Raw genomic sequence first — 22,471 nt, 5'->3', positions numbered from 1 at the left:
TAGACTTGCAGGATCGCCGAATAATGGAAGGCTCCACGTAATGGACACGGTGGACAGGCAGCTCATCCAGGCACTTCGGGAGAACGGCCGCGCCTCGTACGCGGAGCTGGGCCGTCTCGTGGGCCTCTCCGGCCCCAGCGTCACCGACCGCATCAACCGTCTGGAGACGGCCGGTGTCATCACCGGCTACCGCGCGACGGTCGACTCCGCCTCGCTCGGCCTCGGCGTCACCGCGCTGATCGGCATCTCCCTCTCCGACGCCGCCGACCACGAGGACGTGGCCCGGCGGCTGCGCGACCTCGCGGAGATCGAGGACTGCTGGTTCATCGCCGGCGACGACTCCTACATGCTCAAGGTGCGCGCCAGTGACGTGGACGGCCTGGAGAAGATCATCCGCAAGCTCTCCGGCACCAAGGGCGTTTCGCGCACCCGCACCACCATCGTCCTCTCCACGAAGTGGGAGAACCGGGTCGGGGAGCTGCCCGAGGAAGCCTGAGAGTACGGTTGGTCAGGGTTTGCAGGACAGGCAAGAGGCATCTAGAGGAGGCGACCGGCACATGGACGCTGGGCTCAAGCGTGAGCTGGAGGAGAAGGTCCGCTCCGGCGAGCGGCTGACCCGTGAGGACGGCATCGCCCTCTACGAGTCGGACGACCTGGCCTGGCTCGGTGGCCTCGCCCACGAGGTGCGCACGCGCAAGAACGGTGACGTCGTCCACTTCAACGTCAACCGTCACCTCAACATGACGAACGTGTGCACCGCGTCGTGCGCGTACTGCTCGTTCCAGCGCAAGCCGGGCGAGAAGGACGCGTACACGATGCGCATCGAGGAGGCCGTGCGCCTGGCCAAGGCCATGGAGACGGAGAACCTCACCGAGCTGCACATCGTCAACGGCCTGCACCCCAACCTGCCGTGGCGCTACTACCCCCGCTCGCTCTCCGAGCTGAAGAAGGCGCTGCCGAACGTCTCGCTGAAGGCGTTCACGGCGACCGAGATCCACCACTTCGAGACGATCTCCGGCATGTCCGCCTCGGACATCCTGGACGAGCTGATCGAGGCCGGCCTGGAGTCGCTCACCGGCGGCGGCGCGGAGATCTTCGACTGGGAGGTCCGCCAGCACATCGTCGACCACCGCACCCACTGGGAGGACTGGTCGCGCATCCACCGTCTCGCGCACGCGAAGGGTCTCAAGACCCCCTCGACGATGCTGTACGGGCATATCGAGGAGCCGCGCCACCGCGTGGACCACGTGCTGCGGCTGCGCGAGCTCCAGGACGAGACCGGCGGCTTCCAGGTCTTCATCCCGCTGCGCTACCAGCACGACTTCGTGGACATGCAGGACGGCAAGGTGCGCAACAAGCTCCAGGCGCGCACCACGATGGCCACCGGCGCCGAGGCGCTGAAGACCTTCGCCGTCTCGCGACTGCTCTTCGACAACGTGCCGCACGTCAAGGTCTTCTGGGTGATGCACGGCGTGCAGACCGCCCAGCTCGCGCTCCAGCACGGGGCGGACGACATGGACGGCTCGGTCGTCGAGTACAAGATCACGCACGACGCGGACAACTACGGCACCCCGAACAAGCTGGGCCGCGAGGACCTGCTGGAGCTGATCCGGGAGGCGGGCTTCCGCCCGGTCGAGCGCAACACCCGCTACGAGATCATCCGCGAGTACCCGGGCCCGGACGCGGACCTGCGCGAGACCCCGCAGGCGATGCGCGTCTGATCCACGCCGAACCCTTCGTTCGATTCGTCGGGTTCGTTCGGTGAGTCGACCCCGGACCCCGGCCCCTGGGCCGGGGTCCGGCTTTTTCTGGACGCGTCGATCAAGTAATAAGTAAACTTGCGCAATGGCCCTTACGTTCACTCTGGACCCGGTCGTCGGCCCCGCCCTGCGCGAGGGGATCCTGGAGCTCTGGACCGACGTCTCCAACGCGGGCGGCGCCGTCGGCTTCGTACCGCCGGTCACCCATGACGACGTCCGCCCCGCCCTCGACGGCCACCTCGCCGGCGTCGCCGACGGGGGCTACCGGCTCCTCGTCGGGCACGACGAGGACGGCGCGGTCGCCGCGACCGCCTTCCTCACCCACAACACCCACCGGCTCCAGCGGCACTGGCTGTGGGCCTACACGGTGATGGTCCACCCGCGCCACCAGGGCCAGGGTCACGGGCGGGACCTCATGGCCGCCACCGAGGCAGCCGCCCGCTCCATCGAGGGCATCGACGCCGTCCGCCTCACCTGCCGCGGCGGCCTCGGCCTGGAGCACTTCTACGCCTCCTGCGGTTACAAGGAGGTCGGACGCGTCCCCGGCGCCATCCGCGTGGCCCCCGGCGACGACCGCGACGACATCACGATGCTGCTGCCGCTCCACTGATCCACCGGCGGCGTCCGTACGGGCGTACGCACCCCGGCGGGCCGCGGGCGGGGCCCGGCGTGCTTCACTGGACGGGCACCGTGCGCCGCACGACGTGCCGACCACGACGAGAGAGAAGGGGTCACCGTGTCCCTCAAGCCGAGCGCAACGATCCGATACACCGCGATGCGCCTGGGCGTCTTCGTCGGCTGCCTCGCCGTCGTCGCGGCCCTCGTCCACTTCGGCCTGGTCCCCGCCGGACTCGGCGACGCCAACGGCGCCTGGGTCGTGCTGCTCGCCCTCGTGCTCTCCGCCCCGCTCTCCTTCGTCCTCCTGCGCAAGCAGCGCGACGAGATGTCCGCGCAGATCTCCGGGCGCGTCGCGGGTGCGAAGGAGAGGCTCGCCGCCAACCGGGCCCAGGAGGACGACGCGGACGACGCGGCGCGCGTCGGCTCGTAAGAGCGCCGTTGGCTTCATCACACATCGAACCGCCCCAGCACCGGGTACACCGCCGGTAACGCTGGGGCGGTGGCGTTTTCCGGGCCCGCACAAGAGGGCCCCGCACGCCGCTGTCTCAAAGTGCCCCTTTGAGATTCTCAAAGGAGAAGTGTTAGCGTGTCGAACATGTTGACCACAGCTGCGCACCCGATGATCGCGAGCGTCCCGCTCGTGACGCGCCTGCACGTCGACCTCTGCCGCCGCGCGTCCGCGGCCTGTTGCTGTTGAGCTGATCGATACAGCAGCGGTCCCGGCCGGCCCTTCCTGGCTGCTGCCGCACCGCAACACCACGCAGAACCCCCCTCACTACGTGCGCCACCTCCGGAGAGTGTCCGTGTCCGCGACCCCACAGGCCCCTGCCAAGGCCTCGTTCAAGTTCCCCTTCTGGGCCCAGATCGTCGCCGGTCTGGCCCTCGGCGTCCTCTTCGGCTGGATAGCCCGCAGCCAGGACGTCAGCTGGCTCGCCACCACCCTGGAGAAGACCGGCGACATCTTCGTCCAGCTGCTGAAGCTGGCCATCGCCCCGCTCGTCTTCTTCGCGATCCTGGTGTCGATCACCAACCTGCGGAAGGTGAACAACGCGGCGCGCCTCGCCTCCCGCACCCTCCTCTGGTTCATGATCACCTCGCTGATCGCGGTCGGCATCGGCATCGGCATCGGCCTGCTGACCGACCCCGGCGCGGGCACCGGCCTCACCGCCGCCGACGGCAAGGAGCCCAAGAAGACCGGCTCCTGGATCGACTTCCTGACCGGCATCGTCCCCACCGACATCGTGACGCCGTTCACCGAGCTGAAGGTCCTTCAGATCGTCTTCCTGGCCGTCGTCGCCGGTATCGCCGCCCTCCAGCTCGGCGCCAAGGCCAAGCCGGTCCTCGACCTCGCCGAGTCCGCCCTGGAACTCCTCCAGAAGGCCCTGTGGTGGGTCATCCGCCTCGCCCCGATCGGCACCGTCGGCCTCATCGGCACCGCCATCGCCACCTACGGCTGGGACCTGATCGGCAAGTACGCCACCTTCACCGCCGACGTCTACATCGGCTGCGCCCTGGTGCTGTTCGGCGTCTACCCGCTGCTGCTCGCGACGGTCGCCAAGGTCAACCCGATCCAGTTCTTCAAGGGCGCCTGGCCCGCCATCCAGCTGGCCTTCGTCTCCCGCTCCTCCGTCGGCACCATGCCGGTCACCCAGAAGGTCACCGAACGCCTCGGCGTCCCGAAGGAGTACGCCTCCTTCGCCGTCCCGTTCGGCGCCACCACCAAGATGGACGGCTGTGCCGCGATCTACCCGGCGCTCGCCGCGATCTTCATCGCGCAGATCTTCGACGTGCAGCTGGGCATCAAGGAGTACCTGCTCATCGTCTTCGTGTCGGTCATCGGCTCCGCCGCCACGGCCGGCCTGACGGGTGCCACCGTCATGCTGACGCTGACCCTCTCCACCCTGGGCCTCCCGCTCGCCGGCGTCGGCCTGCTGCTGGCCATCGACCCCATCCTGGACATGATGCGCACGGCCACGAACGTCGCCGGCCAGGCGCTGGTCCCGGTCATCGTCTCGGCCCGCGAGGGCATCCTGGACAAGGACGCCTATGCGAACGCCTCGGGCTCCCCGCTGGACGAGCCCGTCGCGGCCCCGGCCGCCGTCGACGCCGTGCCGCAGCCGGCCGCCGCGACCGCCTGAGGCCCCGGCCCTTCCCGCTCGCCGCAGCCCCCGCCCCGTCCGGGCGGGGGCTGCGGCGTGTACGTCGGGGCGGGGCGTCAGGCCGTGGCGGCGCGGCCGCGAGCGAGCGGTGCGAGCGGGGTCACGGTGATCAGCAGGCCCGGCAGGCCCGGCAGGCCCGGGAGCACCGAGAGGCCGCCCATGAAGCGGGCGTCCTCGCACGACATCCATCCCCCGCATGGTTGGCGACCGTTCATCGAGAGACGCGGGCGAGAAACCCCGGCCGGTTCCGTCACCCGCCGGACGCGTGGGCGACGAATCCTGCCCATGCGTGAGGGCCGAAGGTCAGGTGGGTGCGGGCTGTGTCCTTGGAGTCGCGGACCAGAACTGTGCCGGGGGTGTTGGCCACCTCGACGCAGTCGTTGATGTCGCCGCTGTCGCTGTAGCTGCTCTTGAACCAGCCGAGCTCACGGTTGTCGGTCATGTGCTCCTGCCCCGGGGTGTCGTCAGGCGTGGGACGCGTGGGCGACGAATCCTGCCCAGGCGTGAGGGCCGAAGGCCAGGTGGGCGCGTGCGGTGTCTTTGGAGTCCCGGACGAGGACGGCGGTAGGGGCGGTCGCCACCTCGACGCAGGAGTCGCCCTCGCTGCCGCTGCTGTAGCTGCTCTTGAACCAGTCCAACTCGGGGCGGTGGATCATGTTTCTCCCAGCAGTTCCTCGATGAAGGCCCGCGACTCCCGCGGCGTGAGAGCCTCAGCCCGGATGATGCCATAGCGCAGGTCAAGGACTCGGAGCTGCTTCGGGTCGGAGACCGGGCGTCCGTTGAACGCCCCTTCGGAGCGTCCCACGGCCGTTCCGTCCCCGAACTTCAGGATCTCGATTCCACCGTCCATGCCAGGGTGTGCCTCTCGACTGTTCGGCATGACCTGCAGCGTCACATGTCGCAACTGGCCCAGTTCCAGAAGCCGTTCCAGCTGACTTCGCCAAACCATTGTGCCTCCGATGGGGCGGCACAGCGCAGAGGCTTCGTGGACGAAGCTGATCGTGGGGGCCGGCGTCCGGCTGAAGACGGACTGCCGGGCGACGCGTGCGGCTGTATACCGCTCCACCTCGTCCTGTGAGTACGCGGGCTGCCGCATTTCGAAGAGGGCCCGTGCGTGGTCGGCTGTCTGGAGCAGCCCGTGTACGACGTGCGTGCTGTAGACGCTGATCTCGACCGCCTGGCGTTCCAACTTCGCCAGATCTCGGACCTTCTTCGGGTAGCGGACCTGCTCCAGGTCGGCCTTCATCGCGGAGATCCGGCCCCCGGCGTTCAGGACCTCGTCCGCCCTGTCCAGGTACTCGGGGCGGGGGATCCGCTTGCCTGACTCGACCTTGCGGACCTGGTCCTCCCCGTACTGGATGGCCGCCCCGAAGTCCGCGGGCCGCAGGCCGGCCGCCTCGCGCCACGCCCTGAGCTGGCGGCCCAGCGCGGCCACCACCGCCGCACCCTGTTCGTCCTCCGGGTCGACGTCCCAGCCGGGCTCTTCCGTACCGTCACTGTCCACGCCCACGCGCGCCCACCTCCGACGAGCCGATGTACGCAACGCCTCGTACCCCTCGGGCCGGTCCGGACAGTCGGGACGGGTCCGGACAAGCCCCGGACAAAGCCGGGACGCACGGGCGGTGCCGCTTCTCACGGTACGCACGCACGGACACGCTGAGTGACGTGATTCCTCAACTCGTCGACTTCCAGGTCCAGCTGTCCGCGACCCCGCGCGCTGCCCGCCTCGCCCGTCTCCTGGCCGTCGAGCAACTACGCGGCTGGGGCCTGCCCCTGATCGAACCGGCGCACGTCGTGGCGGAGCTGGCGGCCAACGCCGTGACCCACGGGCGCGTGCCCGGCCGGGACTTCCGGCTCGCCCTCACGGCGACCCCTCAGACGCTGCTGATCGAGGTGACGGACGCGCGCGGCGACCGGGTCCCGCGCATCCGCGACGCGGGGCGCGGGCTGGTCATCGTCGAAGCGCTGGCGGACCGTTGGGGCGTCAGGGAAGGGCCGTCGCCCTGCAAGGTGGTGTGGGCGGAGGTGCCCCTGAGGGCCGGGTCACGGGGGGCCGCGACCCGGCGTGCTTAGACGCATAAAGACCCAAAGAACCGGGAGAAAGAACCAACCCACCAACCAAACCCGGCCCCCGTCGCTCGGTCGGGTGAAAAGTGTCAACTGGGCTGGATTTCAGGTGGGTTGGCGGGCATATGCTCGCCGCGACAACCCCAGACATGAGACGGCCCCCGGTGGGACTGGCATCCCGGCCGAGGGCCTGACCAACAAGGAAGTAACCGGCTTCCCAATGGCTCCACAGCACCCTAGCGCGCCCTCGCGCGCCACGTCCCTCGTTCCCTCCGGCGCCGCCCGATCCGGTGTCATCCACGTCAACACGTGGCACGCGAGTCACTACACCGTGGTCGGCAACCACCTCCTCCAGCACCGCGAGCTGTCCGCGACGGCGATCGGCGTCGCCGCCTACATCCAGTCGCTGCCGGACGGCGCCCCCGTCGGCATCAAGGCCCTCGCCGGCCGCTTCCCGGAGGGCGAGGTGCGGATCGCCTCCGCCCTGCGGGAGCTGGAAAGGCACGGGTACCTGGAACGGCGGCGCGAGTGGTTGGAGGGCGGGCGGGTGGTGACCCGTACGTACTCGTACAACAAGCCGGGCTCCGCCCCGGACGGCCCTCCTCCTCGGCCCGGCCGGGAACCCGTACCGGACCCGGACCCGGACCCGGATCCCGAGCCGACACCGGAACCGGAGCCGGAGGTCGTACCGCAGGAGGCCGACGATCCCCCACCCGCGGCGGCTCCCGAGGCGCAGCGGGCGCACCCCGGCGCGGCCGACCTGCTGGCGCGGCTGCGCCGCCGCGATCCGCGGCTCCTGCTGTCCGAACGGGACGTACGGCGGCTCACGCCGGGCGTGTCGGAGTGGCTGCGGCGCGGCGTCGAACCGGGCGCGGTCGAGCGGGCCCTGTCCTCGGACCTCCCTGCGGACATGCGGCGTCCCGCGTCCGTCCTCGCGTACCGGCTCACCGCCCTGCTCCCGCCGCACCTGCCGCCCGCCCCGCCGGGCCGCCCGGTCCGCCCGCCCGTCCGTCCGGACCCGCTCCAGAACTGCGACGGCTGCGACCACGCCTTCCGCGCCCCGGCCCCGGGCCGCTGCGGCGCGTGCTCGCAGGACGCCCGCCCGGCGGACGCCGCGTAAGGACCTCCGGGGCTGACCGGCCCGCACTGCTCGCGCCGTCGATGCCCGGCCGTCGCCCGTTCCTGCGGGGTGAGCGACGGGACGTCCCCGCTGCCCCCTCGGGGCCCGGGCGGTCCCGGGCGGTCCCGGGCGGGGGCGGGACCCCGCGGTGAGCGTCGGCGACGCGGTACGCGGGGTGGCCCTCCTCAGTTCCCTCGCGCGGTGCGGTGGCGGAGTGGAGCGTCGGTGAAGAAGGGCTCCGGGGGCTGGTCGGGCGGGGTGGCCCCTCCGTAAATTACCGGCGGTAACACTGGGTGCGAGCCGAGGAGGGTACGCCGTGGAAGCGGAGCCGAAGCTGGTGGGGCCGAAGCTGGTGGAGCCCGTCCGGACGGTCGTCGACGGAGTGGTGCGCGAGGTGCGGGTGCCCGCGCTCGCCGCCGTCCCCGCGCACGGATCCCTCGGGGACATCCCCTTCGACAACGCCGCGCAGGCCCCGGACGAGGCCGTGCTCGCACGCAAGGACGCCGACGGGACCTGGCGCGACGTCACGGCCGCCGAGTTCGCGGCGGAGGTCCTCGCCGTCGCCAAGGGCCTGATCGCCGAAGGGCTGCGCGAGGGCGACCGGCTCGCCATCATGGCCCGTACGACCTACGAATGGACCCTGCTCGACTTCGCCGGATGGGCGGCGGGGCTGGTCACCGTACCGATCTACCCCACCTCCTCCGCCCTCCAGGCGCGCTGGATCATCCAGGACTCCGGGGCCGTCGCCTGCGCCGTCGAGGACACCGCGCAGGCCCGGATCATCAGCGCCGAGCGGGTCAACCTGCCGTGGCTGGCCCACCTGTGGGAGTTCGACACGGGGGCGATCGGCCGGCTGGTGAAGGCGGGCGAACGCATCCCCGACGCCCTCGTGCACGCCCGGCGGGGCAACCGCACCCCGGATTCCGTCGCGACCCTCATCTACACCTCGGGCACCACCGGACAGCCCAAGGGCTGTGTCATCACCCACGCCAACTTCTTCGCCGAGGTCGACAACTCCATCGAGCTGCTGCACCCCGTGTTCAAGTCGGTCAGCAAGGACCCGGCCTCGACCCTGCTCTTCCTGCCCCTCAGCCACGTCTTCGGCCGGATGGTCGCGGTCGGCTGCCTGCGGGCCCGGGTCAAGCTCGGGCACGCGCCCAGCATCCGTACCGAGGACCTCCTCGCCGACCTCGCGGGCTTCCGCCCGACCTTCCTGCTCGCCATCCCCTACGTCCTGGAGAAGGTCTACAACACCGCCCGCGTCACCGCCGAGAAGATGGGCCGCGCCTCCTCCTTCGACCGGGCCGCCCGCATCGCGCGCCGGTTCGGCGAAAGCGTCGAGGGCAAGGCGCCCGGGCCGATGCTGCGCGCCGCGCGGGCGCTCTACGACCCGCTGGTCTACCGGCGCATCCGGACCGCGCTCGGCGGCCGCGTCCGCTACGTCCTGAGCGGCGGATCACCGCTGGGGCGCAGGCTCGCCGCCTTCTACACGGGTGCGGGCATCGAGGTCTTCGAGGGCTACGGGCTCACGGAGACGACCGGTGCCAGCACCGTGACCCCGCCGCTGCGGCCCCGGCTCGGCACGGTGGGCTGGCCGCTGCCGGGCACGGCGGTACGGATCGCGCCGGACGGGGAGGTGCTGCTGGGCGGGCGGCACGTCTTCGCGGGCTACTGGAACAGCGGGCAGGTCCTCCCGTACGGCAGCTGGCTGGCCACCGGCGACATCGGGGAGCTCGACGCGGACGGGTACCTCACCATCACCGGCCGCAAGAAGGACCTGATCATCACCTCCGGCGGCAAGAACGTGGCCCCGGCACCGCTGGAGGACTGGCTGCGGGCGCACCCGCTGGTCGGGCAGTGCATGGTGGTCGGCGACAACCGCCCGTACATCGCCGCGCTGATCACCCTGGAGCCGGACGGGCTGTGGCACTGGCGCCAGATGCGCAGGAAGCAGAACGTGCCGATGCGGGAGCTCGTGCGGGACGAGGAACTGCTCGCCGACCTCCAGCGGGCCGTCGACGAGGCGAACCGGCTGGTGTCGCGGGCCGAGTCGATCCGCCGGTTCGCCGTCCTGCCGGGCGACTTCACCGAGGCGCGCGGCCATCTCACCCCGTCGCTGAAGCTCAGGCGGGGCGCGATCGCGCGCGACTACGCGGACCGCATCGACGAGCTGTACCGGGGTCCGCGCGAGCGGTGAGGCCGGCCGGCACGCCCGCCTCCGAGGCTCTGACCTGCGCCGCCCGTCCCGGGACGGCCCCGCCGCCGCCTCAGGCGGCGTCGGACCGGCGGCCGCGCAGCAATGCCCGCCGCACGGGACGCTCGGGCGCGCCCCGGGTGGCGGGCCGCATGGGGATGAGCGTGCCGGTGGCGGCGCGCTCATCCGAGTCCCCGATCGCGCCGGGCGCCACGCGCAGGGCTTCCACGGCGATGGCGGCCTTGAGCAGGGCGAGACGGTGGATGCTGGTCATGACGTACTCCTCGGTGCTGCGGGTGAGCGGCGTCCCCGGCCGACCGGTCCGAACGGCCCGGACCTCGTACGACCATTGCGCCCCGCCATCCCTGCCCCGTCACGCCACTGCATCTCGGGTCTTGACGCCCTGAAGGCGGGGCGTGTACGAGACCACGCGCGGGGCGAGGACGCGCGCGATGAGGGAGGCGTAAGACGCCCACAGCGCCCAGGCGGCGGGACCACTGGTAGGGCCGGCGTTGCCTGTGTCGTTCATCGGCTCCACGAAACCGAAGATCTGGTTCAGCAGTGCGTACGCGCACAACAACGTGATCAGCGTTGCCCCGAGTGCCGCCGGAACGACCACCGCAGGGGTGGGGGTCTGCCGCGCAGCCCCTACGCTGGGGGCGACCACAGGATGACCCCCGTCAGTCGGCCTCGCACGGCTGCTGATGGTCGAGGGTCAGGCGTCGAAGTCGTACTCGAGTACGTAGGACGCGGAGTCCAGGGTCATCTCGTTGACCTCAACGCCCCGCCCGCCTTCGGCGAAGGCAGTGCGGACGATCTGGATGACCGGTGTGCCCATGGAGAGCACCAGCCTCTCGGCCTCGTCGGCCGAGGGCATCCGGGATCGGATCTCCTCACGGAAATGAACGGGACCATGACCCAGTTCTGCCAGTCGGGCGTACGTCCCGCCCGGTCCGGTGTCCACCTGAGTGATGGCGGAGTCCCCGACGACATCCGACGGCAGGTATGACGTCGCGAACAGCACGGGCTTTCCGTCCAGCACGAAACGACGGCTGCGCGCCCACACCTGAGCACCCGGTGGAAGGCCAAGCGCGTTGGAGATGCGGTTGTCCGCCTCCACTTCACGCACTTCGATCTGATCGACGACCAGCTCACGGTCTCCGGCGTCGTCGGACCAGATGGAGCGCCCCGCGCCCCACTGTTCCTGCGCCAGCCGCTGGATGCCACGTCGCCGCAGGGGCTTGAACGCGCGCACGAAGACGCCTGCGCCCTTCCGGGCCTCCGCGATGCCTTCGTTCTGAAGTACGCCGAGGGCCTGACGTGCGGTCATACGGGCGACCGCGTAGGTGGCCATGAGGTCGTTCTCGCCCGGCAGCCGATCGCCCGGGCCGTACTCACCTGCCTGGATAGCCGTCCTCAGCGCATCAGCGATCCGCTGGTACTTCGGCTGACGGGTGCTGCCCTGGCTGGTCATGAAACCGATCACTCCTTCTCCTCTCTAGACACCCTAGAGCTAGAGGTGAACCCCTGCACGCACCCCCATGGGGTCTAGATCTCTAGAGATGTATTGACAGGCGATGGCATCATTGGCTGTAGTGGATACATCTCTAGAGAGGTGATGCCATGCTGCAGGGCGGCGATGTGTCCGACGTCGAGACGACAGACACCTTCCAGATGGGGCTGATGCCACAGGAGCCGAGTGCGGATCTGCTGGACCGAGCGATGGTCGGCTGGGAACGCTTCCTTGATTCCTGGCAGGGGGCACCTCATGGCTGAGCAGTACCAATACATGCCGCACCGACTGTTGCGCCGTCGCGTGCGTGACATCGCTTCCGGCGTCGAGGGTGAGCTGATGGCCGTGGTCAACGAGAACGTTTCGTGCACGGACATCGAGCGCTGGGTGGAGCTGGCGTACGTTCGGGGACCGTCCGGACGAGAGTTCACAACGTCAGTCGGCAACATTGAGCCCGCCGACTGGCCCAGGGCGGGAGGTGACGGCTGAGGTGCAGCCCATCCATGTCTGGATGGGTGCGCGCCTCAAATGGCCGCCCTGAGCGTGCGGATGAGTCTGCTGCTCGTACGGTTCCCGACGCTCGCGGCCTGGCTGTCGGCCTGTGCGCGCACCGGCACCGTGGCGAACGGTGGCGGGTACTTTCGCGCCTCCCCGGTCGGCCTGTTCGCGGCCATCGCGCTGGCGGCGGTGGCCGGCCTCCTGGTCGGGATCGGGACCGCCGTGTTCTGACCGAGCGCATCACCCTGTTCTGACGGGCCGCACGGCCGGATCCCGCCGACAGACCTGCCGACCGCCCCGACCGCGCGCTTCGGCTCCGGCTCCGGTCGCGGCTAGGCCTTGGCGGCCGGGCGGTAGGTGCACACGTGCACGCCCGCCGGGCTGATGGCCGTGGCGGTCAGTTCGAGGGTGTGCAGGCCGCCGTCCTCCGGGAAGATCGACTTTCCGCCGCCCAGCAGCACCGGCATGATCATGAGCCGGAGTTCGTCGACGAGGCCCTCGCTCAGCAGGGTGCGTACGAGGGTGGGACTCCCCATGACCACCAGGTCGCCGCCGTCGGTGTCGCGCAGCTCGCGGATGCGGGCGACGGCCTTGCTTCCGTCGATGCGCGTGGTGTTGTTCCAGGTCAGTTCGTCGTCGCCGAGGGTGTCGGACACGACGTACTTCGGGAGGGCGTTCATCCGGTCGGCGAAGGGGTCGCCGGCCCGCTCGGGCCACGCGGCTGCCATGTTCTGCCAGGTGCGGCGCCCGTACAGCAGTGCGTCGGCCTTCTCCAGCGCCTCGGTGAAGGAGCCGCCGACGACCTCCGGGTCGAAGAAGGGGTGGGTCCAGCCGCCGTGGGCGAAGCCGCCGTCGTTGTCCTCGCCCTGGCCGCCCGGGGCCTGCACGATGCCGTCGAGGCTGATGAATTCGGTGATGACGATGCGCATGGGGTGCGCTCCTCTGCTGTCCGGGTCGGTCGGTGTGTACAGAGCTAAGACCGGCGGGCCGGGCGGAATGCATCGGTCCCGACGACACTTTCCGAGTGATCCGGGTCACATTCCGGTGGCGCGGCCCGGCGGGCGGTGGGCGGCGTGACCGCCTGCCCGTTCGGTTGTCCTGAACGTGCAGGATCTGGCCGGAATCAGGTTGTCTCCGGGCCGTTTCGGGCGAAGAGTTGACACCGTTGTCCGTTCTGTCGTCGGACCCCGGCGAAGACGAGACGAATGGTGCGTCACATCTGCCGGGCGGGGGGCGAGTCGGGTCGGAATACCTGATAGACAGTGGATATTCACGGCCGGACCGGCCGCATACCCTTGAACGGCTCCTTGGGGGGATCGCCGCACTGTGAAGCCGCTTCACCGCCACATCGTCAACACCTCGCGCAAGGTCCTGTGCACGGCCGCGCTCGCGGCCAGCCTGACCACTGCCGCGGTCGTGTCCACTCCGTCGACCGCGGATGCGGGAGAGTCCGAACCGACCCCGGACAGCCCGCAGGCCACCGACCGCGGTGACGCCCGGCTCGACCTGCCGGACATCGTCGCCGACCCGCCGCCCGCCACGGGGACGGGCGCCCAGGAGGGCGCCAGCGGCATACCCGCGACCGCCCTGGACGCCTACCACCGCGCAGAGGTGTCCGTGGCCGCCGCGTTGCCCAACTGCAAGCTGCCCTGGCAGCTGCTCGCGGGCATCGGCCGGGTCGAGTCCGTCCATGCCTCCGGCTACGGCCTCAAGGCCGACGGCTACACCGAGAGGCCGATCCGCGGCCCGCGCCTCGACGGCAACGGCTTCGCCGAGATCCGCGACACCGACCGGGGCGAGTTCGACGGCGACGTGGTCTACGACCGAGCCGTCGGCCCGATGCAGTTCATCCCCTCGACCTGGGCCACCTGGGGCGCCGACGGCAACGGCGACGCCAAGCGCGATCCGAACAACATCTACGACGCCGCGCTGGGCGCCGGCCTCTACCTGTGCGGCGGCGACCGGAACCTGTCCGTGGCCGCCCAGCTCGACAAGGCGATCCTCAGCTACAACAACTCCCGCGAGTACGTGAACACCGTGCTCGGCTACATGCGCCAGTACCAGCAGGGCGCCACCGAGGTGGCCAACCCGCCGGTCGGGAACTACCCGCCCGCGCAGCCGGGCACCCTGCCCACGCCCCGTCGGCAGAACCCGATCACGCATACGCCGGCCCCCACGCCGACGCCCACGCCCACGCCCACGCCCACGCCGACCCCGACCCCGACTCCGACCCCCACCCCGACTCCGACCCCCACGCCGACGCCGACCCCGACCCCGGAGAAGCCGGCCCCGCACCTGGCCGAGCTGACGGTGCTCGACGGTCCCGGTCTCACCGCCGAGGCGGGCGCGGCCTTCACCGTGGTCCCGCGGGTCAAGCTGCTCCTGAGCGACGGCAAGCCCGCGGCCGGCCAGGAAGTGATCTTCGCGGTGGAGGAGGACGCCACCGGTACCCCCGGAACCCTCTTCGGGACGGCGAAGTCCCTGGTGGTCAAGACGGGCGCCGACGGCATCGCGGCCGCTCCCGGCCTGACGGCGGGCGACGCGGCGGGCACCTTCACCCTGCGCGCCTCGGCCTACGACACCACGAGCCGGCTCACGGTGAACTTCACGGGCAAGGTCACGGCTCCGGCCGCCGACCTGCTTGCCCGCCCCGAGGGGTCGAAGCCCCTGAAGGCGGAGGCCGGTACGAGCATCAAGGGCGTCGAGGTCCTGGCCACGGCCAAGGGCAAGGCCGTCGCGGTGTCCGGTGTCGTCGCCGACTTCGGCCAGGAGAAGGAGGACGGCACGTGGGTGCCGGCCGACCCGGCGACCGCGAAGGGCCCGTACTTCAAGGACGCGGCCGGCAAGAAGGTCTTCGGCCTCACCCTGGCGGCGACCGCGACCGACGGCCGGATCGTCCTGCCGGAGCTCCACACGGACGCGGACCTCGCCCCGGGGACCTACCAGCTCCGCCTGGTCACCCCCGAGGACGTGACTCTGATCATCGACATCGAGATCACCGCCCCGGCCCCGGCCGCCACCCGGAAGTAACCCGGGCCGTACGACGCCGACGCCTCCGGGCCCGCACCGCGCACACGGTGCGGGCCCGGAGGCGTTTCGGTCCGCCTCGCCCCGGGAGGGGGAAAGGCCCGGGAGGGGGAAAGGCAGGAGCCCCGCCGCTCTGCTCGCGCAGAGGTGGCGGGGCTCCTTGGGTACTGCTTTTCCAACCCGCGATTGAGGTTGGCCCAGGCGACTAGGCCGGGGTGACGTTCTCCGCCTGCGGGCCCTTCGGACCCTGCGTGACGTCGAAGTTCACCGTCTGGTTCTCCTCGAGGGAGCGGAAGCCAGAGGCGTTGATCGCGGAGTAGTGGACGAAGACATCCGGGCCGCCGCCGTCCTGGGCGATGAAGCCGAAGCCCTTTTCAGCGTTGAACCACTTCACGGTTCCGGTAGCCATGAGCCCTCCTATGGGCCAAAGGGTCGCCCTGCTCCAGAACCTGCTAAGAAGTCTGAAAACTACAAAAGCCTGCGGGTCACATTCTCCGCAGGCCTCGTACTGCAAGGGAAACCAAACTGCAACTTGCGTCGAGCCTAGCATGCACCCCGTGGCGGAGACCAGAGGGAAAGATCACGTCACCCGGACGTTTGAGACCCACCGCAAGGCTGACGCAGACCGTGGGACTAGTCTCGCGATGTGGACGCCTACCGCAGCCGGCCCCGCGTCGGCCACATTCAGTTCCTGAACTGCCTGCCCCTCTACTGGGGGCTCGCCAGAACCGGCACGCTGCTGGACCTGGAGCTGACCAAGGACACCCCCGAGAAGCTCAGCCAGCGGCTCGTCGAGGGCGAGCTGGACATCGCCCCGATCACCCTCGTCGAATTCCTCCGCAACGCCGACCGGCTCGTCGCCTTCCCCGATCTCGCGGTCGGCTGCGACGGTCCCGTGATGTCCTGCGTGATCGTTTCGCAGGTCCCGCTGGAGCAGCTCGACGGAGCCCGCGTCGCCCTCGGATCGACCTCCCGTACGTCCGTACGCCTGGCCCAGCTGCTGCTTTCCGAGCAGTACGGCGTACGCCCCGAGTACTACACCTGCCCGCCCGACCTGGGCGTGATGATGCAGGAGGCCGACGCCGCCGTGCTGATCGGCGACGCCGCGCTGCGGGCCTCCCTCCACGACGCGCCCCGGCTCGGACTGACCGTCCACGACCTGGGGCACATGTGGAAGGAGTGGACCGGACTGCCGTTCGTCTTCGCCGTCTGGGCCGCCCGCAAGGACTACCTCGCCCGGGAGCCCGCCGTCGTGCAGAAGGTCCACGAGGCCTTCCTCGCCTCCCGTGACCTGTCCCTCGAAGAGGTCACCAAGGTCGCCGAACAGGCGGCCCGTTGGGAAGCCTTCGACGCGGAGCTGCTGGAACGGTACTTCACGACGCTCGACTTCCGCTTCGGGCCCGATCAGCTCGCCGGCGTACGGGAATTCGCCCGTCGAACCGGACCGACGACGGGGTATCCCGCGGATGTGTCCGTGGAGCTGCTGAGTGCGGTGGTACAGGAGTGCTGACGGGTTTACCGCCGGGTTGATCCAAAGTGCCCGGCGGGTGAATGCCCGGTTTCCCGGGAATTCCCGTCCTTTCCGCATTCCTCCACCGGTACGCGGAAATGCAAAAGGGTGACGCCCCGCCCTCTCCCCGGCCTGATCGGCAGGACACCCCCTGGGCTGCTGCTCTGCCGGGGTGCCACAAGGCGCCCCGCATCACGGGGAATTGGGGGACGGGATGCATCCGCTGGAAGCCGGTGAGCAGCGCGCCATCGGCGCGTACCGGTTGCTCGGCCGGCTCGGCGCGGGCGGCATGGGCCGTGTCCACCTGGGCCGCAGTGCGGGCGGCCGGACCGTCGCCGTCAAGATCGTGCATCCGCACTTCGCCTCCGACGAGGAGTTCCGGACCCGCTTCCGCCGAGAGGTCGAGGCGGCCCGGCGGGTCGGCGGCGAGTGGACGGCCCCGGTGCTGGACGCGGACCCGGAGGCCCCGGTCCCGTGGGTGGCCAACGGATACGTGGCGGGCCCCTCCCTGGACCGCGCGCTCGCCGCGCACGGGCCGCTGCCCGAGACCTCGGTACGGGCCATCGGTGCGGGGCTGGCACGTGCCCTGATGGCCGTGCACGGCCTGGGCCTGGTCCACGGCAGCCCCTGAAATCCGCCGCCGGGCCCTGGCGTAGGCTGGATCGGTCCGGACCTTGACACAGACACACCGCCGAAAGGTGACTCCCGGTGACCGACCAGGCCGTTCTCCAGTCTGTCCTCGACCGCGCCGCAGCGGGGGGCCGGATCACCAGGGAAGAGGCGCTCGACCTCTACCGCCACGCGCCGCTGCACGCGCTGGGGCAGGCGGCCGACGCGGTGCGCCGCCGCCGCTACGCCGGTACCGAGCACATCGCGACGTACATCATCGAGCGGAACATCAACTACACGAACGTATGCGTCACGGCGTGCAAGTTCTGCGCCTTCTACGCGGCCCCCAAGGACGCGAAGAAGGGCTGGTCCCGCGACCTCGACGACATCCTGCGCCGCTGCGCGGAGACCGTCGAGCTCGGCGGCACGCAGATCATGTTCCAGGGCGGCCACCACCCGGACTACGGCGTCGAGTACTACGAGCACCACTTCTCGGCGATCAAGAAGGACTTCCCGCAGCTGGTCATCCACTCCCTCGGCGCGTCCGAGGTCGAGCACATGGCCAGGATCTCCGGCGTCTCCGCCGAGGAGGCCATCAAGCGGATCCACGCCGCCGGCCTCGACTCCTTCGCGGGCGCCGGCGCCGAGCTGCTGCCGGCCCGGCCGCGCAAGGCGATCGCCCCGCTCAAGGAGTCCGGCGAGCGCTGGCTGGAGATCATGGAGATCGCCCACGAGCTGGGGGTGGAGTCCACCTCCACCATGCTGATGGGCACCGGCGAGACCAACGCCGAGCGCATCGAGCACATCGCGATGATCCGCGACACGCAGGACCGCACGGGCGGCTTCCGCGCCTTCATCCCGTACACCTACCAGCCCGAGAACAACCACCTCAAGGGCCGGACCCAGGCGACGATCTTCGAGTACCTGCGCATGATCGCGATCGCGCGCCTGTTCCTCGACAACATCGCCCACATCCAGGGCTCCTGGCTGACCGTCGGCAAGGAGGCGGGCCAGCTCTCGCTGCACTACGGCGCGGACGACCTCGGCTCGATCATGCTGGAGGAGAACGTCGTCTCCTCGGCCGGCGCCAAGCACCGCTCCAACCGCCAGGAGATCATCGACCTGATCCGCAAGGCGGGCCGTACGCCGGCGCAGCGCGCGACGACGTACGAGCACCTCCTGGTGCACGACGACCCGGCGAACGACCCGGCCGACGACCGCGTCGTCTCGCACATCTCCTCCACCGCCATCGAGGGCGGCACCGCGCACCCCGAGCTGAAGCTCATCTCCGCGAACTGACGCGTCCGACACGATGCTGACGCTGCACGCCGCCGAACTCCTCGTCACCGGAGGGGGATCCGCGCCGCTGGAAGGCGGTGCGGTCCTCGTCGAGGGGGACCGGATCGCCCGCGTGGGTCCGTACGAGGAGCTCGGCGCGGCCCATTCGCACGCCCGGGTCCGCCGCTGGCCCGGGGTGCTCACCCCGGGGCTGCTGGTGCGCGGGGCGGACGAGCTGCTGGAGCGGACGTACTACCCGGACGACCCGTACGAGGTCACGGAGCTCGGCGCGGACCCGATCAGCGGTGCGGAAGCGCTGGACGCTCTGAAGATGACCGAGGCGCGGTGGGGCAACAGCGCACGGCGCGGCTCCCAGCGGCTGCTGGCCCGCGGGGTGGTGGCGGTGTGCGGCCGGTTCACGGTCGCGGCGGTGCGCACGGCGCTGTCCCGGTCGGGCCTGACGATCCTGCCGCCGGCGCCCTACGAGGGGCGGCCGGCCCTGGATCCGTTCGCGGGCCGGGATGCGGCGGCGGAGGCCTTCCACGGGGTGCTGGAGCCGGGCGCGGCGGCGCGCTTCGCGGTGTTCGCGGTGGCGGACGAGGCCGAGCTGCTGGCGCGGGGCGCGACCACGTGCGTGGCCACGGTCATCGGGGGACGGCTGCTCCACCGCCGCCGCTGAGCCGGTCGCCGGGGGACCGGTCGTCACCACGGAGCCCGTCACCACGGAGCCCGTCGCCGCTGGGCCGGTCGCCGAGCCCGTCGCCGCCGAGTCCGTCGCCGCTGAGCCGGTCGCCGGGGGACCGGTCGTCACCACGGAGCCCGTCGCCGAGCCCGCCGCCGCCGAGTCCGTCGGCGGCGGGTGTCCGCTCGCGGGGCGGGAGGCCGGCCGGTCTGCTGCCCTCCCGGGCGAGGGCGGCCAGCAGACAGGCCTGGAGGCGGCTGATCCCGCCGAGCTTGGCCCGTATGTTCACGACGTGGAACTTGACGGTGCTGACGGACAGTTGGAGTTCCCCGGCGAGTTCCCGGTTGGAGGCGCCGGTGGCCAGGCACAGGAACACCGCGGACTCCTGATCGGTCAGCAGCGCCTCGAACGACGGGGCCCCGTGCTGCGCCGGCGGCCCGTCCGGCTCCTCGTACGAGGGGAACCACGGTGGGACGCTGAAGCTGACGACGCGCACGGTTCCACTCCTCGATCCCCCCGGGCGGCCCCTCCGGCGGCCGTCCTTTCCCTAGAGGACGGGCGGACCCGACAGATAGGTTCCGTTCGCGTCGAACGGCCAGGCATTGGACTTGCACCCGCCCAGGCCCTTGATCTGCTGCATCATCGCCGGGGCGGGCTTTCCGGGGCCCGGGCAGCCCTCGTGGCCGCGGCCGATCTCGTGGCCGACCTCGTGGTTGACGATCAGCGCCCGGTACTCCTCCACGGGGCCGCTGAACTGCGGCGAACCCTCCTTCCAGCGCTTGAGGTTCACCACCACGGTGTGGCCGACCCGGCAGTTGGTCTCGCCGATGAGCTCGGGGGTGACCACGTCGCACAGGAGATCGGTGGTCCCGGGCGAGGCGATCTTGACGGTGAAGTCCACGGGCTGGTCCGCTCCCACGAGCTGGAAGCCGTACCGGGGGTCCTTGGTCCAGCCGCGCGGATCGCCGAGGATCGCCTCGACGGAGCGGGCCGCCGCCTCCGGGTCGATTCCGCTGCCGTCCTCGACCTCCAGCCGCCAGCGCCGGGTCGTCCCCTTGCCCTGCACGCCGCCGGAGGCGGTCGACCCGGCGAAGGTGCCGGGCTTGCCGGGCGTCGCGGGGGCACCGGTGGACGGCGAGGGTGAGGGCGAGGCGGGCTGCGGCGGGGGCGCGGCGGGGGACGGCTTGGCCTCGGGGGACTTCGCGCCGCCCTGCGGGAGCGGGTTCCCCTCGGCGTCGGTGCCCTCTCCGTCCGGTGCGTCGGGCCGGGCGGCGGTGCGCCCCTTGGCGGCCGTGGTGGTCTCGTCCTCGGGGAGCAGCGCGTAGGCGGTCGCCGAGACGGCGACGAGTGCCGCCGAGCCGATGAGGATCGTGCGCCGCAGCCGCCTGCGCCGCTCGGCCCGGCGCCTGGCGCGCGGGCCGTCACGGCGGGAACGACCGGTGGAATGGCCTGCCGGCATCGTGAAGCTTCCTGTTCGTGGCGGCCACTGCCGGACCCGCCCACGGTTGCGGTTCTGATCCGGTGGGTGACCCTCACCGGGCCGCACCCTGGCAGTCAACGCGCATGCGACGTAGCAGCGTAACTGTCCTTCGGACCAGTTCTACGGTCGGGTACGGGACCGGCACGGCGCGGTACGGCGGAGCCCGCGCCGCCCGGGCGGGGTATCAGCCCGTGCCGGTGAGTTGTGCGGCCAGCCGCAGCCGCTCCTCCAGCTGCTTCTTCGCCAGGTCCAGGGTCTCGGCGTTCTTCTCGATCAGCCGATTCTGGTAGGCGGTATGCGTGGTGTGCCAGACGCCCACCAGGTTGGTGCGCTCCTTGCAAGCGACGTCCTGCCGCGCCGCTGTGATCGCCTGGGGTGAGTTCTGCGCGGACTGGAACCCGAGGTCATCCTGCGCAGACACCGGGTCGTCGGTCTTGTACCCCTTTTCGGCCATGCAGGCGGACCACTCCGCAGTGACCTTGCGGACCCTGCTGTCCTCGCCGGACCGCAGATAGGAGTCGGTCACCATGTTCTGAGGGAGCATTATGTCGACCGCGTCCTTGGTCGGAGCGTAGAGCTTGAGATAGCTCTCACGGCGACACCCGCCGGCCGGTACCTTCTGCCCGTCGACGTTGATCGCGCCCTGGCCGGTCTGTTCGGCCTCCTCCTGACTCATCGGAACCGGCTTGGAGGGGTCGAAGTCCTTCTCGCCATTCAGGAACAGTGATTCATTGGGGCCGAGCTGCGGTTGCGGGGCGGCTTGCTGTCCGCCGCCTGAAGGGGAGCTGGGGTTCTTGTAGCCGTAGCGAGTCGCCGTCTCGGCGTCCGACACGCCGTACAGCCGGGCCCGGTCATCCGGGAAGGGGTCGCCTCCCCGGCCCACGTACCTGAATCCGTACCGCTTCATGCACTGGTCGATGAGCGTGTTCTGGGCTCGCGTCAGCAATGCGATCCGGTCGCCGCGTGCGATGTACGCATCGAGCGGGAGCTTGAGTCCGGCCGAGTTCAGGACTTGGGGAGTGGCTCCGACCTCGGGTTCGCGGGCGTCGCTGTCGGCGCCGGAATTCGTCGAGGAACACCCGGTCAAGGAGAGCGCGGCGAGCAACCCGATGGTGGTGAGCAGGCGGGGAAGTGTACAGGCGGTGTGTGAGGGGATCACGGGTGCTCCGGGGGCAACAATGGGGCGCGGTACGCCGCCCGCTTGGCGCAGGACCGGTGGGCGGCATACCGATGGCACGCTCTGCCCGTCAGCAGTAGCGGAAGGCGGAGGAGATGCGGTTCTTGAACTTCGCGGAGGCATTGCCCCGGTGACCCTCGGGGATGAAGCCCTTGTCGCCCATCATGTTGGTGTTGGTGTAGACGAAGAAGCCGCAGCTGTTGTTGATGTACGACGCGGTGTTCTCGTTGACCATCTGGCCGGCACAGCTCTTGGACCCCTTGAAGAAGTCGTCGCCGAAGTTCTCGTCACTGGCGGAGAGGTCGAAAACGGAGTTCTTGTAGTCCGACTGACAGAAGAGGCCGAACTCCGTGTTGTCGAGCCACCCGTCCTTCCAGCCCGAGGCGGACGCCGTGCTCATGGTGAGGCCCAGAACGGAGAGGGTGAGGGCGGCGGCGGCGAAGCCACGCAGTACGCTGCGAGTGCGCATGAGAAATGTTCTCCCGTTTGTCAAGTGTGTTGATCTGTGAGATGACCGACGTTCCCAACGTCACTCACAAGTCGCGCGGGCTGTTCGGTTAGAGTTCGAAAAGCCCTGGTCGCGTGCCAGTTAATGCGACATGCATGCATCCTTGCAACCTGATATGGATCGAGTGATGCGGTGCAGAGGTCTGCTCCCGCTGGAAGTTGACACACGGTCACATAAGTGGAGCTGTGCGATCCGGATCGTGGGGGAGTGGAATGAAAGAGTCGGAACTCGTGGTTTCTCAGAAGGCCCCGGCGCCGACCGAACTTTCGCG

The 22,471-nt window shown here is 70.3% G+C and carries 28 protein-coding genes and 1 pseudogene; 16 read left to right on the top strand and 13 right to left on the bottom strand.

Features of this window, described 5'->3' with window-relative positions:
• The first annotated feature begins 40 nt into the window (after positions 1–40).
• The 5 genes from ACIPXC_RS11245 to ACIPXC_RS11225 all read left to right on the top strand — a co-directional run bounded on the left by ACIPXC_RS11245 (position 41) and on the right by ACIPXC_RS11225 (position 4,516).
• Positions 41–496: an Lrp/AsnC family transcriptional regulator gene (locus ACIPXC_RS11245; RefSeq protein WP_030026281.1), complete on the top strand. Its 456-nt coding sequence runs from the start codon at positions 41–43 to the stop codon at positions 494–496.
• 61 nt (positions 497–557) lie between these two features.
• Positions 558–1,721: an aminofutalosine synthase MqnE gene (gene mqnE / locus ACIPXC_RS11240; protein ID WP_030965880.1), complete on the top strand. Its 1,164-nt coding sequence runs from the start codon at positions 558–560 to the stop codon at positions 1,719–1,721.
• Positions 1,722–1,845: 124 nt separating this feature from the next.
• Positions 1,846–2,370 carry a GNAT family N-acetyltransferase gene (locus ACIPXC_RS11235; RefSeq protein WP_401615771.1) on the top strand — a complete coding sequence of 175 codons (525 nt, stop codon included), beginning with the start codon at positions 1,846–1,848 and terminating at the stop codon, positions 2,368–2,370.
• 126 nt (positions 2,371–2,496) lie between these two features.
• A complete protein-coding gene (locus ACIPXC_RS11230) occupies positions 2,497–2,808 on the top strand; it encodes a DUF4229 domain-containing protein (RefSeq protein ID WP_401615770.1) in 312 nt (103 codons plus the stop codon).
• 367 nt (positions 2,809–3,175) lie between these two features.
• Positions 3,176–4,516 carry a dicarboxylate/amino acid:cation symporter gene (locus ACIPXC_RS11225; RefSeq protein WP_401615769.1) on the top strand — a complete coding sequence of 447 codons (1,341 nt, stop codon included), beginning with the start codon at positions 3,176–3,178 and terminating at the stop codon, positions 4,514–4,516.
• 77 nt (positions 4,517–4,593) lie between these two features.
• On the opposite strand, the gene ACIPXC_RS11220 is transcribed toward ACIPXC_RS11225, so the two are convergent.
• The 4 genes from ACIPXC_RS11220 to ACIPXC_RS11205 form a co-directional block, all read right to left on the bottom strand.
• Positions 4,594–4,722 carry a hypothetical protein gene (locus ACIPXC_RS11220; protein ID WP_401615768.1) on the bottom strand — a complete coding sequence of 43 codons (129 nt, stop codon included), beginning with the start codon at positions 4,720–4,722 and terminating at the stop codon, positions 4,594–4,596.
• Positions 4,723–4,787: 65 nt separating this feature from the next.
• Complete coding sequence (locus ACIPXC_RS11215; protein WP_401615767.1) at positions 4,788–4,979, bottom strand: DUF397 domain-containing protein; 192 nt, start codon at positions 4,977–4,979, stop codon at positions 4,788–4,790.
• A gap of 22 nt (positions 4,980–5,001) precedes the next feature.
• The gene (locus ACIPXC_RS11210; protein ID WP_401615765.1) at positions 5,002–5,193 is read right to left on the bottom strand and encodes a DUF397 domain-containing protein; all 192 of its coding nucleotides are present in this window, start codon (positions 5,191–5,193) and stop codon (positions 5,002–5,004) included.
• A complete protein-coding gene (locus ACIPXC_RS11205; protein ID WP_401615763.1) occupies positions 5,190–6,047 on the bottom strand; it encodes a helix-turn-helix domain-containing protein in 858 nt (285 codons plus the stop codon). The genes ACIPXC_RS11210 and ACIPXC_RS11205 overlap by 4 nt, the downstream gene beginning before the upstream one ends.
• A gap of 155 nt (positions 6,048–6,202) precedes the next feature.
• Here ACIPXC_RS11205 and ACIPXC_RS11200 point away from each other — a divergent pair, with 155 nt between their 5' ends.
• The 3 genes from ACIPXC_RS11200 to ACIPXC_RS11190 all read left to right on the top strand — a co-directional run bounded on the left by ACIPXC_RS11200 (position 6,203) and on the right by ACIPXC_RS11190 (position 9,921).
• Positions 6,203–6,610, top strand: coding sequence for an ATP-binding protein (locus ACIPXC_RS11200; protein WP_401615761.1), 408 nt, complete (start codon positions 6,203–6,205; stop codon positions 6,608–6,610).
• A 325-nt stretch (positions 6,611–6,935) separates the two neighbouring features.
• A complete protein-coding gene (locus ACIPXC_RS11195; protein WP_401615759.1) occupies positions 6,936–7,724 on the top strand; it encodes a helix-turn-helix domain-containing protein in 789 nt (262 codons plus the stop codon).
• A 316-nt stretch (positions 7,725–8,040) separates the two neighbouring features.
• On the top strand, positions 8,041–9,921 hold the full coding sequence (locus tag ACIPXC_RS11190; RefSeq protein WP_401615757.1) for an AMP-dependent synthetase/ligase: 1,881 nt from the start codon (positions 8,041–8,043) through the stop codon (positions 9,919–9,921).
• A gap of 70 nt (positions 9,922–9,991) precedes the next feature.
• Here ACIPXC_RS11190 and ACIPXC_RS11185 read toward each other — a convergent pair whose 3' ends face one another.
• The 3 genes from ACIPXC_RS11185 to ACIPXC_RS11175 all read right to left on the bottom strand — a co-directional run bounded on the left by ACIPXC_RS11185 (position 9,992) and on the right by ACIPXC_RS11175 (position 11,392).
• Positions 9,992–10,192 carry a hypothetical protein gene (locus ACIPXC_RS11185; RefSeq protein ID WP_401615755.1) on the bottom strand — a complete coding sequence of 67 codons (201 nt, stop codon included), beginning with the start codon at positions 10,190–10,192 and terminating at the stop codon, positions 9,992–9,994.
• Positions 10,193–10,291: 99 nt separating this feature from the next.
• The gene (locus ACIPXC_RS11180) at positions 10,292–10,495 is read right to left on the bottom strand and encodes a hypothetical protein (protein ID WP_401615753.1); all 204 of its coding nucleotides are present in this window, start codon (positions 10,493–10,495) and stop codon (positions 10,292–10,294) included.
• Positions 10,496–10,633: 138 nt separating this feature from the next.
• Positions 10,634–11,392 carry a GntR family transcriptional regulator gene (locus tag ACIPXC_RS11175; RefSeq protein ID WP_401615751.1) on the bottom strand — a complete coding sequence of 253 codons (759 nt, stop codon included), beginning with the start codon at positions 11,390–11,392 and terminating at the stop codon, positions 10,634–10,636.
• Between the two features lie 149 nt (positions 11,393–11,541).
• Here ACIPXC_RS11175 and ACIPXC_RS11170 point away from each other — a divergent pair, with 149 nt between their 5' ends.
• From ACIPXC_RS11170 to ACIPXC_RS11160, 3 genes are read left to right on the top strand one after another with little or no spacing between them, the layout of a single operon-like run.
• The gene (locus ACIPXC_RS11170) at positions 11,542–11,694 is read left to right on the top strand and encodes a hypothetical protein (protein ID WP_401615749.1); all 153 of its coding nucleotides are present in this window, start codon (positions 11,542–11,544) and stop codon (positions 11,692–11,694) included.
• The gene (locus ACIPXC_RS11165) at positions 11,687–11,920 is read left to right on the top strand and encodes a hypothetical protein (protein ID WP_401615747.1); all 234 of its coding nucleotides are present in this window, start codon (positions 11,687–11,689) and stop codon (positions 11,918–11,920) included. Before ACIPXC_RS11170 ends, ACIPXC_RS11165 begins: the two co-directional genes overlap by 8 nt.
• A 39-nt stretch (positions 11,921–11,959) precedes the next feature.
• Positions 11,960–12,160 carry a hypothetical protein gene (locus ACIPXC_RS11160; protein ID WP_401615745.1) on the top strand — a complete coding sequence of 67 codons (201 nt, stop codon included), beginning with the start codon at positions 11,960–11,962 and terminating at the stop codon, positions 12,158–12,160.
• 101 nt (positions 12,161–12,261) lie between these two features.
• Here ACIPXC_RS11160 and ACIPXC_RS11155 read toward each other — a convergent pair whose 3' ends face one another.
• Positions 12,262–12,858 (bottom strand): dihydrofolate reductase family protein, encoded by a 597-nt coding sequence (locus ACIPXC_RS11155; RefSeq protein WP_401615743.1) that lies wholly within the window; start codon positions 12,856–12,858, stop codon positions 12,262–12,264.
• Between the two features lie 397 nt (positions 12,859–13,255).
• Here ACIPXC_RS11155 and ACIPXC_RS11150 point away from each other — a divergent pair, with 397 nt between their 5' ends.
• On the top strand, positions 13,256–14,959 hold the full coding sequence (locus ACIPXC_RS11150; protein WP_401615741.1) for a hypothetical protein: 1,704 nt from the start codon (positions 13,256–13,258) through the stop codon (positions 14,957–14,959).
• Between the two features lie 202 nt (positions 14,960–15,161).
• Here ACIPXC_RS11150 and ACIPXC_RS11145 read toward each other — a convergent pair whose 3' ends face one another.
• Complete coding sequence (locus ACIPXC_RS11145) at positions 15,162–15,365, bottom strand: cold-shock protein (protein ID WP_030012116.1); 204 nt, start codon at positions 15,363–15,365, stop codon at positions 15,162–15,164.
• Between the two features lie 237 nt (positions 15,366–15,602).
• Here ACIPXC_RS11145 and ACIPXC_RS11140 point away from each other — a divergent pair, with 237 nt between their 5' ends.
• The 4 genes and pseudogenes from ACIPXC_RS11140 (at position 15,603) to ACIPXC_RS11125 (ending at position 19,032) form a co-directional block, all read left to right on the top strand.
• A complete protein-coding gene (locus ACIPXC_RS11140) occupies positions 15,603–16,466 on the top strand; it encodes a menaquinone biosynthetic enzyme MqnA/MqnD family protein (RefSeq protein WP_401615739.1) in 864 nt (287 codons plus the stop codon).
• Between the two features lie 214 nt (positions 16,467–16,680).
• A pseudogene (locus ACIPXC_RS11135) lies at positions 16,681–17,085 on the top strand (serine/threonine protein kinase); the annotation flags it as partial.
• Positions 17,086–17,174: 89 nt separating this feature from the next.
• Positions 17,175–18,374 (top strand): cyclic dehypoxanthinyl futalosine synthase, encoded by a 1,200-nt coding sequence (gene mqnC / locus ACIPXC_RS11130; protein WP_401615737.1) that lies wholly within the window; start codon positions 17,175–17,177, stop codon positions 18,372–18,374.
• Positions 18,375–18,387: 13 nt separating this feature from the next.
• Entirely contained in the window at positions 18,388–19,032 is a 645-nt protein-coding gene (locus ACIPXC_RS11125; RefSeq protein WP_401615735.1) for an imidazolonepropionase-like domain-containing protein, read from the top strand.
• Here the strand turns inward: ACIPXC_RS11125 and ACIPXC_RS11120 are convergent.
• The 4 genes from ACIPXC_RS11120 to ACIPXC_RS11105 form a co-directional block, all read right to left on the bottom strand.
• A complete protein-coding gene (locus ACIPXC_RS11120; protein WP_401615733.1) occupies positions 18,998–19,531 on the bottom strand; it encodes a response regulator transcription factor in 534 nt (177 codons plus the stop codon). The genes ACIPXC_RS11125 and ACIPXC_RS11120 overlap by 35 nt on opposite strands.
• Before the next feature lie 51 nt (positions 19,532–19,582).
• Positions 19,583–20,494, bottom strand: a complete 912-nt coding sequence (locus ACIPXC_RS11115) for a DUF3152 domain-containing protein (protein WP_401615731.1) — start codon at positions 20,492–20,494, stop codon at positions 19,583–19,585.
• A gap of 205 nt (positions 20,495–20,699) precedes the next feature.
• The gene (locus ACIPXC_RS11110; RefSeq protein WP_401615730.1) at positions 20,700–21,674 is read right to left on the bottom strand and encodes a hypothetical protein; all 975 of its coding nucleotides are present in this window, start codon (positions 21,672–21,674) and stop codon (positions 20,700–20,702) included.
• Between the two features lie 88 nt (positions 21,675–21,762).
• Complete coding sequence (locus tag ACIPXC_RS11105; protein ID WP_401615728.1) at positions 21,763–22,161, bottom strand: hypothetical protein; 399 nt, start codon at positions 22,159–22,161, stop codon at positions 21,763–21,765.
• Between the last annotated feature and the right edge of the window lie 310 nt (positions 22,162–22,471).

It is taken from the genome of Streptomyces sp. NPDC090021 (assembly GCF_044748225.1).
Classification (GTDB): Bacteria; Actinomycetota; Actinomycetes; order Streptomycetales; family Streptomycetaceae; genus Streptomyces.
Note: the sequence above shows the minus strand (reverse complement) of the source record. Positions and strands in the feature narration are given on the sequence as shown.

What these genes read in the sequence shown, in the direction of transcription:
- ACIPXC_RS11245 (WP_030026281.1), top strand. Translation starts at nt 41, where the DNA reads ATGGACACGGTGGACAGGCAGCTCATCCAGGCACTTCGGGAGAACGGC.
- mqnE (WP_030965880.1), top strand. Translation starts at nt 558, where the DNA reads ATGGACGCTGGGCTCAAGCGTGAGCTGGAGGAGAAGGTCCGCTCCGGC.
- ACIPXC_RS11235 (WP_401615771.1), top strand. Translation starts at nt 1,846, where the DNA reads ATGGCCCTTACGTTCACTCTGGACCCGGTCGTCGGCCCCGCCCTGCGC.
- ACIPXC_RS11220 (WP_401615768.1), bottom strand. Translation starts at nt 4,722, where the DNA reads ATGTCGTGCGAGGACGCCCGCTTCATGGGCGGCCTCTCGGTGCTCCCG.
- ACIPXC_RS11215 (WP_401615767.1), bottom strand. Translation starts at nt 4,979, where the DNA reads ATGACCGACAACCGTGAGCTCGGCTGGTTCAAGAGCAGCTACAGCGAC.
- ACIPXC_RS11210 (WP_401615765.1), bottom strand. Translation starts at nt 5,193, where the DNA reads ATGATCCACCGCCCCGAGTTGGACTGGTTCAAGAGCAGCTACAGCAGC.
- ACIPXC_RS11185 (WP_401615755.1), bottom strand. Translation starts at nt 10,192, where the DNA reads ATGACCAGCATCCACCGTCTCGCCCTGCTCAAGGCCGCCATCGCCGTG.
- ACIPXC_RS11175 (WP_401615751.1), bottom strand. Translation starts at nt 11,392, where the DNA reads ATGACCAGCCAGGGCAGCACCCGTCAGCCGAAGTACCAGCGGATCGCT.
- ACIPXC_RS11170 (WP_401615749.1), top strand. Translation starts at nt 11,542, where the DNA reads ATGCTGCAGGGCGGCGATGTGTCCGACGTCGAGACGACAGACACCTTC.
- ACIPXC_RS11165 (WP_401615747.1), top strand. Translation starts at nt 11,687, where the DNA reads ATGGCTGAGCAGTACCAATACATGCCGCACCGACTGTTGCGCCGTCGC.
- ACIPXC_RS11160 (WP_401615745.1), top strand. Translation starts at nt 11,960, where the DNA reads ATGGCCGCCCTGAGCGTGCGGATGAGTCTGCTGCTCGTACGGTTCCCG.
- ACIPXC_RS11155 (WP_401615743.1), bottom strand. Translation starts at nt 12,858, where the DNA reads ATGCGCATCGTCATCACCGAATTCATCAGCCTCGACGGCATCGTGCAG.
- ACIPXC_RS11145 (WP_030012116.1), bottom strand. Translation starts at nt 15,365, where the DNA reads ATGGCTACCGGAACCGTGAAGTGGTTCAACGCTGAAAAGGGCTTCGGC.
- ACIPXC_RS11125 (WP_401615735.1), top strand. Translation starts at nt 18,388, where the DNA reads ATGCTGACGCTGCACGCCGCCGAACTCCTCGTCACCGGAGGGGGATCC.
- ACIPXC_RS11115 (WP_401615731.1), bottom strand. Translation starts at nt 20,494, where the DNA reads ATGCCGGCAGGCCATTCCACCGGTCGTTCCCGCCGTGACGGCCCGCGC.
- ACIPXC_RS11105 (WP_401615728.1), bottom strand. Translation starts at nt 22,161, where the DNA reads ATGCGCACTCGCAGCGTACTGCGTGGCTTCGCCGCCGCCGCCCTCACC.